14 protein-coding genes are annotated in these 13,950 nt (G+C 56.0%); 7 read left to right on the top strand and 7 right to left on the bottom strand.

Annotated elements, in window-relative coordinates; all coding sequences use genetic code 11:
* Positions 1–5: 5 nt before the first annotated feature.
* The 3 genes from ACH3PB_RS13190 to ACH3PB_RS13180 all read left to right on the top strand — a co-directional run bounded on the left by ACH3PB_RS13190 (position 6) and on the right by ACH3PB_RS13180 (position 1,935).
* A complete protein-coding gene (locus ACH3PB_RS13190) occupies positions 6–425 on the top strand; it encodes a hypothetical protein (protein WP_416395570.1) in 420 nt (139 codons plus the stop codon).
* 272 nt (positions 426–697) lie between these two features.
* On the top strand, positions 698–1,348 hold the full coding sequence (locus tag ACH3PB_RS13185) for a DJ-1/PfpI family protein (RefSeq protein ID WP_416395568.1): 651 nt from the start codon (positions 698–700) through the stop codon (positions 1,346–1,348).
* Entirely contained in the window at positions 1,324–1,935 is a 612-nt protein-coding gene (locus ACH3PB_RS13180; RefSeq protein ID WP_416395566.1) for a LysE family translocator, read from the top strand. The genes ACH3PB_RS13185 and ACH3PB_RS13180 overlap by 25 nt, the downstream gene beginning before the upstream one ends.
* A gap of 32 nt (positions 1,936–1,967) precedes the next feature.
* On the opposite strand, the gene ACH3PB_RS13175 is transcribed toward ACH3PB_RS13180, so the two are convergent.
* Genes ACH3PB_RS13175 through ACH3PB_RS13165 form a run of 3 tightly spaced genes read right to left on the bottom strand, consistent with a single transcriptional unit; the run spans position 1,968 to position 4,528 of the window.
* Positions 1,968–2,483, bottom strand: coding sequence for a hypothetical protein (locus ACH3PB_RS13175; RefSeq protein ID WP_416395564.1), 516 nt, complete (start codon positions 2,481–2,483; stop codon positions 1,968–1,970).
* Positions 2,483–3,928 carry a hypothetical protein gene (locus ACH3PB_RS13170; protein WP_416395562.1) on the bottom strand — a complete coding sequence of 482 codons (1,446 nt, stop codon included), beginning with the start codon at positions 3,926–3,928 and terminating at the stop codon, positions 2,483–2,485. The genes ACH3PB_RS13175 and ACH3PB_RS13170 overlap by 1 nt, the downstream gene beginning before the upstream one ends.
* Before the next feature lie 3 nt (positions 3,929–3,931).
* Positions 3,932–4,528 (bottom strand): hypothetical protein, encoded by a 597-nt coding sequence (locus ACH3PB_RS13165; RefSeq protein ID WP_416395561.1) that lies wholly within the window; start codon positions 4,526–4,528, stop codon positions 3,932–3,934.
* 543 nt (positions 4,529–5,071) lie between these two features.
* Between ACH3PB_RS13165 and ACH3PB_RS13160 the strand changes: the two genes are divergently transcribed.
* The 4 genes from ACH3PB_RS13160 to ACH3PB_RS13145 are packed head-to-tail and all read left to right on the top strand — an operon-like array spanning position 5,072 to position 9,236.
* A complete protein-coding gene (locus ACH3PB_RS13160) occupies positions 5,072–6,787 on the top strand; it encodes a CotH kinase family protein (protein ID WP_416395559.1) in 1,716 nt (571 codons plus the stop codon).
* Between the two features lie 2 nt (positions 6,788–6,789).
* Positions 6,790–7,545, top strand: a complete 756-nt coding sequence (locus tag ACH3PB_RS13155) for a polyphosphate polymerase domain-containing protein (protein WP_416395557.1) — start codon at positions 6,790–6,792, stop codon at positions 7,543–7,545.
* The gene (locus tag ACH3PB_RS13150; protein WP_416395555.1) at positions 7,529–8,113 is read left to right on the top strand and encodes a DUF4956 domain-containing protein; all 585 of its coding nucleotides are present in this window, start codon (positions 7,529–7,531) and stop codon (positions 8,111–8,113) included. The genes ACH3PB_RS13155 and ACH3PB_RS13150 overlap by 17 nt, the downstream gene beginning before the upstream one ends.
* Positions 8,103–9,236 carry an OprO/OprP family phosphate-selective porin gene (locus ACH3PB_RS13145; RefSeq protein ID WP_416395553.1) on the top strand — a complete coding sequence of 378 codons (1,134 nt, stop codon included), beginning with the start codon at positions 8,103–8,105 and terminating at the stop codon, positions 9,234–9,236. The genes ACH3PB_RS13150 and ACH3PB_RS13145 overlap by 11 nt, the downstream gene beginning before the upstream one ends.
* A gap of 7 nt (positions 9,237–9,243) precedes the next feature.
* Here ACH3PB_RS13145 and ACH3PB_RS13140 read toward each other — a convergent pair whose 3' ends face one another.
* The 4 genes from ACH3PB_RS13140 to ACH3PB_RS13125 all read right to left on the bottom strand — a co-directional run bounded on the left by ACH3PB_RS13140 (position 9,244) and on the right by ACH3PB_RS13125 (position 13,821).
* Positions 9,244–10,608, bottom strand: a complete 1,365-nt coding sequence (locus tag ACH3PB_RS13140; RefSeq protein WP_416395551.1) for a sensor histidine kinase — start codon at positions 10,606–10,608, stop codon at positions 9,244–9,246.
* Positions 10,605–11,252: a LuxR C-terminal-related transcriptional regulator gene (locus tag ACH3PB_RS13135; protein WP_416395549.1), complete on the bottom strand. Its 648-nt coding sequence runs from the start codon at positions 11,250–11,252 to the stop codon at positions 10,605–10,607. The genes ACH3PB_RS13140 and ACH3PB_RS13135 overlap by 4 nt, the downstream gene beginning before the upstream one ends.
* Positions 11,252–12,730: a response regulator gene (locus ACH3PB_RS13130; protein ID WP_416395547.1), complete on the bottom strand. Its 1,479-nt coding sequence runs from the start codon at positions 12,728–12,730 to the stop codon at positions 11,252–11,254. Before ACH3PB_RS13130 ends, ACH3PB_RS13135 begins: the two co-directional genes overlap by 1 nt.
* Before the next feature lie 143 nt (positions 12,731–12,873).
* Positions 12,874–13,821, bottom strand: coding sequence for an MBL fold metallo-hydrolase (locus tag ACH3PB_RS13125; RefSeq protein WP_416395545.1), 948 nt, complete (start codon positions 13,819–13,821; stop codon positions 12,874–12,876).
* Positions 13,822–13,950 lie beyond the last annotated feature (129 nt).

Here is a 13,950-nt window from a genome sequence, read left to right as displayed (position 1 = left end):
TGAGCATGAAGAATCTATGTGTACGAATTGTCCTTTCAACAGGTCTGGCAGCTGCAGGCACCTTCGCATCCGCCAATGATACGAACATGGCCGTGACCGGTTCTGACCAGGACATGTCTGGCGGAACCGTAACGGCCGATACCGTGATGGCTGCGCAAAACGGTTGGCTGGTCGTCCATCGCACCGATAAAGCCATGAAGCCGGGCCCTGTGGTCGCCTATGCACCTTTGAAGCAAGGCGAAAACACTGATGTCAGTGCGATACTGACTGAGCCCGTGAAAGCCGGCGAAATGCTGATGTTGATGCTGCACGCTGAAGAAGGCGGCATGAAGACAGGCATCTTCGAATATACCCTAGGGGCGAAGGAAGACGGACCGGTGAAGGTGGACGGCAAGCTTATCATGGCGGTCGTGACGGCCAAATAAGGGCACCGCCAGCGCTGATGCAGGGTTCTTGACATTGTTTTTAGAGAAAAAAGACTATGACATTTGGTCTATGTCTAGGTAGAGTAGGCGCTGTCGATTATTTTTGATTTCTGTCACAGGTCCTCAGCTATCATCGACGTTTCCTTTTGGGCGATTCTATCGCCCTTCTTTGTTTCTGGCGCAGCTCTGCGCTCGCTCTGAGCCTGTTTGATCTCACCTTTCGTATTGCACTCCACTACCGGCATCGCAGCCTCTGCATGGAGAACGTCATCATGAACTTTGGCATCCTGTTGTTCGACGGCGTGGAGGAGCTCGACTTCGTTGGCCCTTGGGAAATGCTCACAATGTGGAGCAAAGTCGCGGGCGGGCCTGAACATTGCCTGACGGTCAGCGAGGCATCTACATCAGTCACCTGCGCGAAAGGCCTTTCAGTACATGCCCATTTCACCTTCGATAACTGTCCTTCGCTAGATTATCTGCTGGTGCCAGGCGGGCAGGGGACTCGGCGGGAAGTAACTAACCAAGCACTGCTCGATTTCGTTATGCGACAAGCCGGCCACTGCAGGGCGATACTTTCTGTGTGTACAGGCTCGTTCATCCTTCACGCTGCAGGTTTACTGGAGGGGCGAAAAGCGACCACCCACTGGGCTTCGCTTGATCGACTGCGGCAATTGGGTGATGTGGACGTCGTTGAAGCGAGGTACGTTCGTGACGGTGCGATCTGGAGTGCCGCAGGCGTATCAGCCGGGATGGACCTGATGCTCGCCTTCATCGCATACACAGCTGGCGAGGCGGCTGCGGGGCAGGTACAGTGTCAGTCGGAATACTATCCTTCGGACATGCGGTATGGGTTGTTCCACAAGGATGAACAGGCACCAGAATACCTCCGGGATCCGAAATGGAAAACTACGTCCTCTTCTTGATGATCGCCACGCTGACTGTGTTCAGTCCTGGCCCGGGCGTGCTGCTTACACTTAGCAATTCGATCCGGCATGGTGCTTCGGGCGCCACTGCGGGAATATTTGGTATAGCCTCAGCCACGTTTGTGGTCGCCGCCATTTCGGCCAGTAGTCTAGGCGTATTACTTGCTACCTCCACCGTGGCTTTCACTATCCTCAAACTGATCGGCGCTGCGTACCTGGTCTACCTGGGGCTGAAACTCTGGCTGTCTCCTGTGGTTAGCTTGGCTCAACCTGAGCCTTCATCGCGACATTGGGGGCGACAGTTTTTTGAAGGCTTCGCCCTCCAGCTCACAAATCCTAAAGCCGTCTTTTTCTTTATGGCTGTCTTTCCGCAGTTTGTCGATTTATCCTCGGCTTTCCTTGGTCAGTTCGCACTGCTCGTGACCACCTACAGCGCGCTAGTGGTTGCAATTCACCTGATTTACGCGCGCTCAGCGGGGCTGGCGAAGGCCTGGATCGGTACCCGAAAAGGCGGCCGGGTCGTCAACCGGGTAGGTGGTGGCGCGTTCATCTGCTTCGGAGCTGGGCTGGCAGTGGCGAGCAAATAATTAACACGCTTCTTGGGGATGGTATGATTGCCCTAATCCCCTTTGCTCTGCTTCGATCGCTCCACTCGCTTCCTGGCCACTGTCTTGTGCTGCTGCCATCGAGCAGCCGGCAGTTGCGTGTCTTTGCCCTTGGCACGGGTGTCGGCGTAGTAGGGGACATCCGCCCAGCCTACTTCAACGATGACTTCGTCAGCCTCGTTGAGCCAATGCGTCTCGAAGGCCAACTTTCCGGGAGGACCAGAACGCGACAGTCTCACGACTTTTTCCGGGACCCGGAGGGTAATTTCTGCTTCGCTGTCGGGGTCTATGTACTTGAACTCCGGCAGCTTAGCCATCGCACCAGGAATGACCTCGCGACCGTCGTCAGATAGAGACAAGGTTAGGGTTCTGGCGGCGGCATCGTAGCGTGTAGCACGCACGTCACTGATATAATGCAGTGCACGTTCTGCAGTATTCTTCAGGCGCACAACACAACATACATCCGCCTCCACCGACTCCACGCTTCGTACATCTGCCTTCAGAGCATCAGCTTGCTTGTTTTTAGCCATCACACACCTCCCAGTGGTGCAGGGGATCCGAACACCTTATCAATTGCAGTAATACTGTTGAAACGCGCCTGTAGTCTCTCATGCAGCCTGCGCTTACTGGCCTCTGTCTGTAGTAGCGCGCTGTGGCAGAACTCCAGTTCCTTGAGCAATTCATCCGCGGGCAGTGATGCCCACACACTCGTGAGAGGCAGTTCAGGTAGCCACTGCTCAAGCAAGCGTTCGAACAAGCTGCCCACACGCTCTGGCAGATCTTCTACATCCCGATTGTCAGTTACCGCCTCCAACAGCGTCGCATAGATGCGTACCGGCGCCACCAGCGTCCATTGGATGGTCTCACTCGGCCACGCTCGCTGCTGAAGTAGTTCGAGCAGTGCCTTAGGTACATCGTCGCCCTGCCGCGTGCCGTGTTGCCAATAAGTGGCTGTGCGCTGCAAAGCGCTCAGTTGCGCTCGAGCCTCACGGTGACCCGGATGTTGATCGATGAAGGCCTGACCCAGCGCCCGTGCATCCATCGGCTGTTTCGCCCGAAGTATCATTAACTTCCAGAAGTCCAGCAACGGTGTGATGTAGCCGGTCAACAGCTGCTCGGAAATCTTCGGCTGGCCTGCTATGAGCGTACAAACCTGGGGTGAGAAGCTGTAATAGTCTCGAAAGAACTGCTCGAAGAAGCTGAAACCGACCTCGGTCTTGCGGACGAAATGGTCTCGAATATGACGCAGGTACTGTACCTGCACTGAGTTGAGGGATCTGGATGCTAGCGTCGCGATGATGCAGCACCCACTGCTGCAGCCTACCTGGCCACAGTGGATATTGGGATCCCGCAGTTCAGCTGCTTCACCCAATCGATTTGCGATATCACTTCGCAGGACATTCTCATCCACAATCGCCGCATTTTCCTCCGGTGACGCAGGATTGCATTGTGCAGTAAGTGCGAGCAGGTTGTTGTTGACGATGCGGAAAGCATGAGAGAACTCATGAAACAGCACCACTGGATTGGATATGGAAAGGTCGATAGTACCGCCCGTGCCATCCCTTGCCACACAGATATTCTGTTGAGTGTCATAGATAACCAGACAATCGTTAGTGGTGTTCAGTGATGCCCCAGGCAGACCACTTCCGGCTGGAGGCAAGGCCGTACCATTGTTCGCGAACGAGGTGCCATCATCGAGCACGAATCCTGACAATCCGGCGATGATGACGATATCCACGTTCTGCGCTCCACCGCCATAATCCGGTGAAAAGTTGGTGTTGACGAGTGTGTCCAGCCGGTCCTGGGGCGCGCCAGCGACCGTCTGGTTGTAAGTGACCTGCTGCATACCGCCAGCAGGATCGTTCAGTCCGATGCCATCGTCATTGGCAATGATGCCCAGATCCACGAATGCTGCCAGTGGGTCCAGATCATCTGAGCCAATGCCGGATGCGCTGTCCAATATGAACATGGCCATGACTCAACCCTCCGGTTTAGGATCGACAGGGGAAGGAAGAGGACGCCAGTCCAGGCCCTCAGGCTGCCGCGGGTCAAATCCAGGGCGACCGCATGGTTCGGGACATTTTTCTTCGGGTTGGCGCTCTGGTGGACAGCACTTCTCAAGCCGCTGCTTCAGTTCCAGTTCGCGATCATAATCACCTGCCTCGCAGCAGTGGACCCGTGTCATGATGCCCTCGATCTTCAGCGTCGAAGTCAGTGTCTGCTGGTCGAGCCGTAGCTGATGTGCGAGTTTTCGTTTAATGTCGCAAAGCAGCTGATTGTTGTTTACAAGCTCACAGATGATCGTATCGTTCTGCTTACGATGATGATCGAGCAGGTGGATACTCACGATCTGTAGCTGTATCAACGCAAATATGCCCTGCGACAGATTGGCGAATCCATGATCCAATGTCTGGTCTATTTGCGTGAGCCTGTTGTTGACCTGCTGCAGTTCACTACGGATGTCCTTGGCAACATCATGTGTGTCCGCCGTATTCTGGGCTGTGTTTTCGGTGTGGGTGTTAATCTGGTCAAGCCGCGCATTGATCTGGTCGGCGACGTCCTGAATTGATGGCATATCGTAGTCCTCCGCGAATCGAAAAGCTGGGACGACTCGGTTCTGGCGTCGGCTATTCGGTAACCTGGCCAGCTGAGTATCCCTGCTAACCAGACTAACCAGGCCGTGCAAAACAAACTGCGAAAAATGCTGATGAAAAGCTGCGAAAAATTACCGGTTCCCGCATGGGCCGTCGAAGCGGGCAGTGCAGGTAGACCTCGCTGCAAAGCTGCCGGTATATAAGGGAGAGCGCTCCCGGCTCAGCTGCTTTAGACAAAATTAGACTAAGACATATGGACTAGGCCGGCGTAGAGTAGGTGTATCGGTCATTTGTGACTTCGCTCACAAATCCGTATTTTCATGCGGCTCTCCAGATTTGGGCGATTTATCGCCCTTCTTTTTTACGTAATCCCGTCTTACAGACACATCTGCGGTCAATCCTGATACTGCTCTCAATGGCTCCGAACCCGGGTCCAATTCAGCAGTAGTCATGGGGGCAGGCACGTGAAAACATCTATGAGGGTGCATTTTTCGGCGTTGGTCGTTAGGCAGATAGTAAGCGCAATGTGCGTCATCACTGCACTCGCCGGCTGCGGCGGCAAGAGTTCGGACCAGACAAAGCCTTCACGCTTCGACGCACCAAGAGAGCCTGTGAATCTGGGCGGTGAAGGCGATGTGTTCCAGCCCAACCGGGTGCTCGAAATTGCTGTGTCGATGGATGCAGAAGAATTCGAAGCACTGAAAGCAGAAGGGCGGTCGCTGGCCAGCACCGCTCGCGAATGTCTGACGGATTACGAATACACAGAATACACCGCCAGCGTCACGATAGATGGCGAGCGTATGGAAGAGGTTGTTGTTCGGAAAAAGGGCTATATGGGTTCGCTTAGCCCCAGTCGTCCCTCACTGAAGCTTGATTTCAACAAAAAGTGGGATGGCAGAACCTACCAGAGCCAGACCGGGCTCACGCTCAATAATAACCGTCAGGATCCATCCAACGCCCGACAATGTATGGCCTTCGATATCTTCCGTAAGGCTGGCGTTGCAGCACCCCGCTGTAACTATGCCCGCGTTAGTGTGAATGGCCAGCTACTCGGGATCTTTACCAATGTCGAGCCCATCAAGAAGCCTTTCCTCGAAGCCGCCTTTGGCGATGATGAGGGCAATCTCTACGAAGCGCAGACCGCAGATTTCGGCCAGTGGCTAAGCCGGCGCTTCGAGAAAAAGACGAACGAAAAGGCGAATGATCGCAGCGATCTGCAGGCTGTGAGCGATGCCTTGGCCTTGCCGGACGATCAGCTGATGAACGTGTTGCCGCAGCTGGTGAATATCGATCAGTTCATCCGCTTCTGGGCCATCGAGACCCTGCTCGGTGCCTGGGATTCCGCTTCAGGCAACGCCAATAACTTTCATATTTATCGGAATCCTGCCGACGGTCTGTTCCATTTCATTCCCTGGGGCGCCGACACCGCCTTTCGCGGTGAGCACCCTCTCAAGCCCGGAACCGGCGTGTTGTATCGGAACTTTTCGCTGGCCAAACGGCTCTTCGATATACCAGATTATCGCGCACGTTACGAAGCAGAGCTCAACCAGCTCTTGGCTGCCCAGTGGAAGGAAGAAGAGCTGCTGCAGTCGCTTGAGAACATTCGTCAACTGACGGGTACTTCTGAACCTGCAGTCTCCAGTTTGAAGAGCTTCATCACTGGCTTGTCATCGGGCAGCACAGCGAGGCCGTCGCGTAGAGTGGCTATTGAGCAGGCCCTCGCAGATGTTCACTCGGCTGCTGCCTTTCCTATCGAAAATGTGGCCCCAGACTGCTCCGAACCTTTCACTACCGCGCTTACCGGTAGTGTCTCGGCATCGGGTGGTGTTGATCAGGGCGCTTTCAGTTTCATGCGACCAGATGGCCGAAAGGTGAATGCGAGCCTGACCTTTGCGGCCTTCGAGGTAGACAGTCTGTTGCATTCGGTAGACACCGAAACTTCACCTGAGGTCGTGAGTCTACTGATGATCGGCGTGGATGCAGCGGAGGGCTTCAAACCGTACGTGCTGCAGGTGTTCATCGAGGCCTCAGACTATGTACCTGGTACGCATCAGCTTCATGGCTTTGCGACCACTGCCCTGTTATTCGAAGTTGACATGAGCCTGCCGGGTCAGGTCCGGACCCTCGCACTGGCTTCAGGTGGCAGTTTCACCCTGACCCGCGTGGGTACTGGAGCTAAGGCCGGCGATGTAGAACTTTCGTTCAACGCCAGTCTCGAATATGGACCTGATGCACTGTGAACATGGCCATCATCTCTGGAACCCTGAATGGCTTCTGCGGGCATTCGTTGAGTGAGCAGGGCAGGGTAGTCCTGATGGACCGGGTCGATATCAAGTTCCTGGTTCCGTTGGCGCTGCTCGAGAGCTGCCTGACCGGGCTTCGACAAGAGTTGACGACATTGGACTTGGACGGGCGACGCACGTTCGACTACGACACCCTGTATTTCGACACGCCTGAACGGCGCCTGTTCCTGGATCACCACAACGGCAAGCTCAATCGGTTCAAGGTCCGGCTCAGGCACTACCGTCAGAGCCGGATCACGTTTCTGGAAATAAAGCAGAAAACCAACCGGCTGCGGACCGTCAAGGCGCGTACGCTGCTGTCAGCCGAAGCCTCACCCGCCAGCACCATCGCAACATTTCTGAAGGGGCAACCAGCTTTGCCGGCCGCACGGATGCAGCCGGCTCTTTTTGTTCAATATCAAAGAGCGACGCTTATCAATCCCGCTGGCAGTGAACGAATCACGGTCGATACCGGCCTGGCCTTCCATTCGCCTGATCGGCGCCGATCGGTTGCGCTGCCGGGACTTGCCATAGTGGAAATCAAATCCGATCGTCAAGCGGCTCACTCGCCCATGCACGAGCGTTTACTCGAAATGGGCTGTCGCGCCGTACCGTTCAGCAAATACTGCGTTGGCAGTAGCCTGCTATTTGGCACTGAGCTCAAGACGAATCAATTCAAACCTGTTTTGAGGGCCATTCATGGACTCTGCAATTGATCATCATTTTCTGACGCGACTCATCATCAACACGCTCTCCGTTTTCGTTCTGATCCGCTGCTACTACACCGTGTCCCGTCATCGGGACAACGCCGCCTCGTTTACCCTTTTCGGGGTCGGCGTTTTCCTGGTGACCGCTCTACTGCATTCGGCTTCCGTGAGCATGGGCTTCGCCTTCGGCTTGTTTGCTGTGTTCTCGATGCTCCGCTACCGCACCGAGGCGCTGGGCATCAAGGAGATGACCTATCTGTTTCTGGTGATCGCAATGGCGCTGCTTGCGGCGGTCGGATCGATGCAGCATATCGAATTGATCGGTCTGAACCTGTTGATGATACTCCTCGCAGTGTTGCTGGAAACACGGCTGCTACTGCCTCGGCACGGTGAAAAGGATGTTGAATACGAGAAGATCGAGAATGTGCATGTGCAACAGCAGGCTGCGCTGATTGACGATTTGCGGCAGCGAACTGGTCTGGATGTGTTTCGTGTCGACGTGCTTTCTATCAGCTATCTACGTGATACCGCCATGCTCCGTATGCATTATCGGCTGGCCTCGAAACATGACCGTTGAGCTGGTGCAGGCAGGATTACTTGGCAGCGCACCGCTGGCGCTTTCACTCGCTTTGATGGTCGCAGCACAGCCAGTCGCTGCGACGCCTCAATTTGACTTCAGCGGGTATGTGGCGGCAGGGATTGATCACTTCGACGGGTTCTACAGCCGCGATAGTGATCCAAGGACGACGCGAGTGGTGCTGCGCAGTGCGAAGCTCGAACTCGAGGCAAAGTGGGGCACCGGCTGGGCGGCAGAGATTGACGGTAACTATGAGGTCAGACGCGGCGAAGAAGAAGCCGATATTGGCGATGCTTACCTGCAATATCGAGGTGTGGGGCGGTTCACGACCAGGCTTGGGCGCTTCAAGGAACCTTTTGGTCTGGAACGACTGGCCAGCTATGGCAGCGTAGCGACCAGTGAGCGTTCGCTGGCGACGTCGGCTTTTGCGCCTGGTCGCTCCGAGGGCTTGCTGGTGGGCCAGTACCGCAAACGTTGGACATGGGCCTTGGGGCTCTTCACCAGGAAACCCGAAGGTGAATCGACTCGTGCGGTCACTGGTCGATTAACGATGGCGCCAATGCGTGGCGAGCAAAGGGTGCTGCATCTGGGGCTGGCTGCTTCGTGGCGTGATCTCGCCGATGCGCAGTTCCAGGTCAGGGAGCGGGGCGAAGTATTCAGCGCCGAGACTATCATTCGCAGCGTGCGTATGGAGGCCAGCGATAGCATCTTGCTGGGGATCGAAGCGGCGTGGATCTCGGGGCGCCTGTCCCTCACTTCAGAGGCTATTGCAGAGGACGTGACCCGGTCGAACGGCGAGCATTGGCGCTTCAATGGAGCCTATGTTCAGGCTGCATTTTTTGTGACCGACGACCATCGTGGCTATAGCCGCGGAGAGCTTGATCGCGTGAAGCCCGCGGCCGGATTCGGTGCTGTGGAAGTGGTGGCCCGCTACAGTGCTGTAGATCTTCGCGACAAGGGACTCGGCGCAGAGGCTTCGGTCGGCTTGTTGGGCTTGAATTACTACCTGGGGGAGCATGTCCAGCTTAGGCTCAACTGGTTGCTGCCACAAATCAGTGGTTCAACGCTAACGCCTGAAGAAAGTGGCGAAGCATTCACGCTGCGAACGCTGTTTCTGTTCTAGTCGATGCCTATCGCGTATTCAGTGGCAGGAAGAGGGTGATCTCCGTCCAAGCCCCTGGTTCACTCCGAATGTCCATTCGACCACGATGATGGCGCATGATGGTCTGACAGATGCTGAGGCCAAGTCCCAGGTTTTCCGGCGCATCACTGGTGGAGTAGAACGGGTCCGTCAGCCGCTTGATGTCGGCCGGGGGGATGCCACGGCCGTTGTCTCTAATCGATATTGCCAGGCAGTCGCCCTTGTGAAAGGTACTGATTTCGATGCGCCCCTGCACTTGACGCTGGTTCTGTCTGACGGCAGAGGCGGCATTCATAAGCAGATTCACGAACACCTGCATCAGCGCCGAGGGATGACAGGCGATAGACGTTCCGACCGGTATCATTACTTTGACATCGATATCGCGGAGCTGCGACTGGCAAAAGCGTAGCGCAGTTTCTGTCAGCGGCCGCAGCTCAGTCTGTTCCAGGTGATTTTCCTGCGCAGGGCGTGAGAAATCGATCAGGTCAGACACGATATCGGCAATGCGCTTCTGGTGCAGTGAGGCATCTCCCAAAGCCTCGGTCACCGCTGGGTCTGTACTGACGGCGGTCGCAAAGTCGACTGCCTGGCTGGCGCAGTTGAGCGGGTTCATGATCTCGTGCAACAGACCCTTTGCCATCAGGCTCAAGGCCTGATGCTTCTGCTCCTGGGCCAGGCGGTCTTCAGTGAGCTGCAGCGTTTGAAGGGTTCTCGAAAGCATCCGGTTGCGATCCTTGAGCAGGAATTGCAGCGCGAGCATGTCGCGTAGAAACCGGCGAAAGAAGAAGGCCGACAGTGGCGCGCCTACGATGCACATGAGTACCAGCCAATTGAACAGAATCCCGAATAGCGTCGAACTGAGTTCAGCTTCGGGGACAGCCAGTGTCGTGGAGACCGTCAACATGCAAAGGTTGATCAGCAATATGATGAAGGTGTGCTTCATCGATAAGGTAATGATGCCAACGGTGCTGATGAAGAAATACAGCCCAACGATTGGTGCCAGCGCCGCGCCGGACTTGATGTAAGACAGATAGCCGAAAACGGCTATGTGAAGGAACACCAGGTAGACAATCAAAGGAGAAGCACGCCGCACAGGTTTCAGGCTATGAGCGCCTAACAGCGCGACCAGTACGCCTGTGTAGAACAGGTGCATGGCTGTCACAGCCGGTGCTGCTGGATCCAGCCAGATTGCCAGCAGGAATAGCAGTGTGCCAACTATCGTCAGCAGCAGCGAAACATCAGCAAACAGGGGGAGAATTCGAAAGCGCGTCTGAAAACTGTAGAAGCGTTCGAAGCGGTGCTGGCGGTCTGCGGACAACTGGCGGATCTGCGCCATCCCTGACAGAAGACTCATGGTACGGCTCCGTTGTGGTAGCGCTTCATGAAAAGAATCAGTTCGGGCATGCGCTCGAAGCCCAGCTTTGCAAATATGCGGTCCTTGTAGGAGTGGACAGTCTTGCAGGATACGCCAAGCTGGTCGGCAATCTCTTTGATGCAGACGCGACTGGCTATGAGCTGGGCTACTTCACGCTCACGACCTGACAGCGCATCGAAAGCTCTGGCCGCACCTGACTCTTCGGAGTCCGTTCGCTGCCAACTGCCAACATAGACCTGGCCATTACGAATGTAATAGAGCGTCTTGAGCAGGTCCTGCATCGCCTGCTGTTTGGATACTACCGCCTTGATGCCGGCGTCGAGATAGATCGCCAGGCGGCCTGGACTAACCTGAGTCTCGGCTATCAGCAGGATGGACAGGGTAGGGCTCAGATTGAGCGCATGTTCAGCGATAGTCAGACCATCGTTGTCGCGCAGGTTTTCTTCGATGACCAGCACCCCGGGTGCGGCCGCAGCCAGTCGCTGCAGCGTGTCAGCGCCGGAGTCCGACTCACCAACCAGGTCAATATCGTCCTGAAGCAGCAGGTGAAACAGCAGACTATCTCTGAACAGGCGCTGGCCGAGGGTCAGATACAGGCGCAGCTTACGCGCCGCCACAGCCATTACAGGAACGCCCCGGCAGCTGGCAAGCGAAGCGTCAAAGCGAATACCTGCTTTCCACCCGCGATTTCTAGCTCGCAGTCAAGACGCGCGCATAGCACGTGCAGCAACAGAAAGGCGACCTGTTGTTCCAACAGCGGGCGGGACATTCGGGATAGCGGAGCAAGTAAATGCGTGTACATGTGCAAGTCTACAGAGAGCACAGCCACATTCGGGTCGGGCCGGGTAATGGCCAGATCGTGCCAGCTCAGACCTGAGGCGATGAGCAGCGTTGTCAGCGCCCGAGCCAGGGCGGCTATGAGGGTCTGCGGCTCACCTGATTCGTCAGCCGTATCTGCCAGTGCCTGCATTTCATATTGAAGCGGCTGAAAACCGTGGCCCAAGGTTCCAGGCATCCGTTTCATCTGCGCCAGGCGATGATGGACGAGATCACTGAACTGATCTGTCAGCGTATGCTCCAGGTCGGTCTCCATGCTAGCCCGGAGATGTGCGGCACTGGCAGGCAGGGCCTGAATCGCTTGCAGTGATTTCAGGTAGCAGTTCATCACCGGTCGACCAGCGGCTTCATCTACAGCCGCCTCAATCGTCATAAGCCGTTTTAGCCGATGGTGGTAGATTGACCTGAACTGTTCGTCGAGACGAGCCCTGTCCTTGTCCCGCTCGTTAACAAGCTCGTTGTGACGGACCAGCGCCTCACGGAAAAGCGGTAGGCAATCAGCCGCCCGCCACGGTTTCTTCTGGTAGCGAAAGATTTCGCCCTCATTAATGGCATCAATGGCCACGGCCACTTCACCGTAAGCGGAGGTGAGAATGCGTACGGTACATGGGTGAGACTGCCTCAGCGTGTCGAGCAGCTCCTTGCCGAGCATCCCGGGCATTCGCTGATCTGTCATGATCACGGCAATGCGGCTCCCTTGCTCACGCATCAGGGTAAGCGCCGCCTCAGCGTGCTCAGCGCACAGGACCTGAAAATCGTTCTGCATGAGTTCGAGCTGGCGAGCCAGGTATTTGGTGGCTGCCGGCTCATCATCCACGACCAGTACAGCGGGCATCGTTGCCGATGAGCGAGCACCTGTCCCCGGTTCGACTGGCGCCGAGCGCGCAGACAGCGCAGCTCTCAGGACATGCGAACGAATGAGTTCAGGGTTGATGGGCTGCTCGAAACACCGGTCCACGAGCCCCTGGTCCAACAGGTTGACCAGCAGACTCAGTGGAATGCTGTCGCCGAGCAGTACCTTGAGAACACCGCCGCTATCTCTGGCCTTTTTCAGCAGGGGGTATGCCGTTCCGGCTGGTGGAGTGTCCAGCAGCATGAAGAGTGCGGCAGGCGCAGGATCAAGCGCTCCAAGCGCTTCGATGGCGGAATCATCTGAGCGAAAAGCAGCGATCTGAAAATCGTCGCCGAAGGTGGCTTCAAACTGGTCGCGCGCCTCCTCATTCTCGTAACGCAGAAGGATCAGCGGCCTATCGGCGGTGCTCATGATGATTTGCTTTCCTGATAAGGCTTATATGGGAAGCTTAGCAAGACCTGAGCAGAGAGGTGTAGGATCTTCCTACAAGGCGTCAAGGACGCAGGAATGCCCGCACTAGATGAGCATCGATTCAAGCGATGCTCAGCGTGCCATCAATAAGCGAATACGGGGTAAAGACTCAGCTTCGCTGCGACATTTTCATCGTGCGCCGGAACGATTGTGAGCTTGCTATCTTTAGCCGCCAGCGCGTTGATATGTTCGATATGCACCTGATTCTGTTCCCGGTTCCAGTCGATACCGGCGAGCCATTGCACCATCGCAGGCCGCGGCGCCCTGCGTTCGATGCCTTCTGCGGTCCAAGTCGTATCGCCGATAAAAAACAGCCGATTTCCTGACGCCAGATTCAGGAACACGCCAACCTGACCAGACGTATGGCCAGCCAAGGACACCATGACTACCGTACCGTCACTGAAGACATCCTTGCTCTTGTCGAATCCCTCGTAGGGCTCGTCGTCGAACCGTACAAATTCCCAGTCGATGGCGGGACTATCGAACTGACTGCGCAGGAATGCAGGTGCTCTGCCTTCATGAACCGCGAAATTGTGCTCTTCCGCCGTTACCCACACTGGCACGGACGGGAGGTCCTCAAGGCCACTCACATGGTCCCAGTGCATATGGGTCGGAATGATTCCCCGCAATCGGGCGAAATCGTACTGGCTGGCCTCAAGCTGATCGATTAATGGGTAAACGTCTGCGTAAGCGAGCAGTTGGCGGTGCATCCACGACATCTCTTCAACCTGTGCGTCGACATTTCTACCCAGGCCGGTGTCGATTAGAAGATCGCCCTTCGGATGTTGTATCAGCACGACGTTGTGTTGGAGCTGTCGATCCTTGAACCAACCGCCGCCGCTCACCACAAGCATTTCCTTGGCGTCGGTGGAGCGAGCGGTATTAATCACACTGTAGCCGACGGTGGCTGGCGTATCAGCTCGCGCGGTGGTCTTGTCAGCATGTGAAAGGCCCCCGCTCAGCACCGTAACTGCCAGCGTCGTCATCAGCAATGCGCCTCGCAGAGATGGCGGCAGCTGAGAAGATTTCATTCGTCGAGTCATGGTGTTGTCCTAATCGTGTGCTGCGGAGCGCTAAATTTCGATTTCAGCTGGCGCAAGTAGTTCAAGGGTTCGATGCTAGGCTCTGACGAAGGATAGGTACAATAGTTTTTCTATGGA

This window comes from Allohahella sp. A8, from assembly GCF_047946665.1.
Lineage (GTDB): Bacteria > Pseudomonadota > Gammaproteobacteria > Pseudomonadales > Oleiphilaceae > Allohahella.
The sequence above is the reverse complement of the archived record's forward strand: the minus strand, read 5'-3'. Positions and strand labels throughout refer to the sequence as shown.

Coding starts and splice junctions, on each gene's coding strand:
- ACH3PB_RS13190 (WP_416395570.1), top strand. CDS start 6: ATGAAGAATCTATGTGTACGAATTGTCCTTTCAACAGGTCTGGCAGCT.
- ACH3PB_RS13185 (WP_416395568.1), top strand. CDS start 698: ATGAACTTTGGCATCCTGTTGTTCGACGGCGTGGAGGAGCTCGACTTC.
- ACH3PB_RS13180 (WP_416395566.1), top strand. CDS start 1,324: ATGGAAAACTACGTCCTCTTCTTGATGATCGCCACGCTGACTGTGTTC.
- ACH3PB_RS13175 (WP_416395564.1), bottom strand. CDS start 2,483: ATGGCTAAAAACAAGCAAGCTGATGCTCTGAAGGCAGATGTACGAAGC.
- ACH3PB_RS13170 (WP_416395562.1), bottom strand. CDS start 3,928: ATGGCCATGTTCATATTGGACAGCGCATCCGGCATTGGCTCAGATGAT.
- ACH3PB_RS13165 (WP_416395561.1), bottom strand. CDS start 4,528: ATGCCATCAATTCAGGACGTCGCCGACCAGATCAATGCGCGGCTTGAC.
- ACH3PB_RS13160 (WP_416395559.1), top strand. CDS start 5,072: ATGTGCGTCATCACTGCACTCGCCGGCTGCGGCGGCAAGAGTTCGGAC.
- ACH3PB_RS13155 (WP_416395557.1), top strand. CDS start 6,790: ATGGCCATCATCTCTGGAACCCTGAATGGCTTCTGCGGGCATTCGTTG.
- ACH3PB_RS13150 (WP_416395555.1), top strand. CDS start 7,529: ATGGACTCTGCAATTGATCATCATTTTCTGACGCGACTCATCATCAAC.
- ACH3PB_RS13145 (WP_416395553.1), top strand. CDS start 8,103: ATGACCGTTGAGCTGGTGCAGGCAGGATTACTTGGCAGCGCACCGCTG.
- ACH3PB_RS13140 (WP_416395551.1), bottom strand. CDS start 10,608: ATGAGTCTTCTGTCAGGGATGGCGCAGATCCGCCAGTTGTCCGCAGAC.
- ACH3PB_RS13135 (WP_416395549.1), bottom strand. CDS start 11,252: ATGGCTGTGGCGGCGCGTAAGCTGCGCCTGTATCTGACCCTCGGCCAG.
- ACH3PB_RS13130 (WP_416395547.1), bottom strand. CDS start 12,730: ATGAGCACCGCCGATAGGCCGCTGATCCTTCTGCGTTACGAGAATGAG.
- ACH3PB_RS13125 (WP_416395545.1), bottom strand. CDS start 13,821: ATGAAATCTTCTCAGCTGCCGCCATCTCTGCGAGGCGCATTGCTGATG.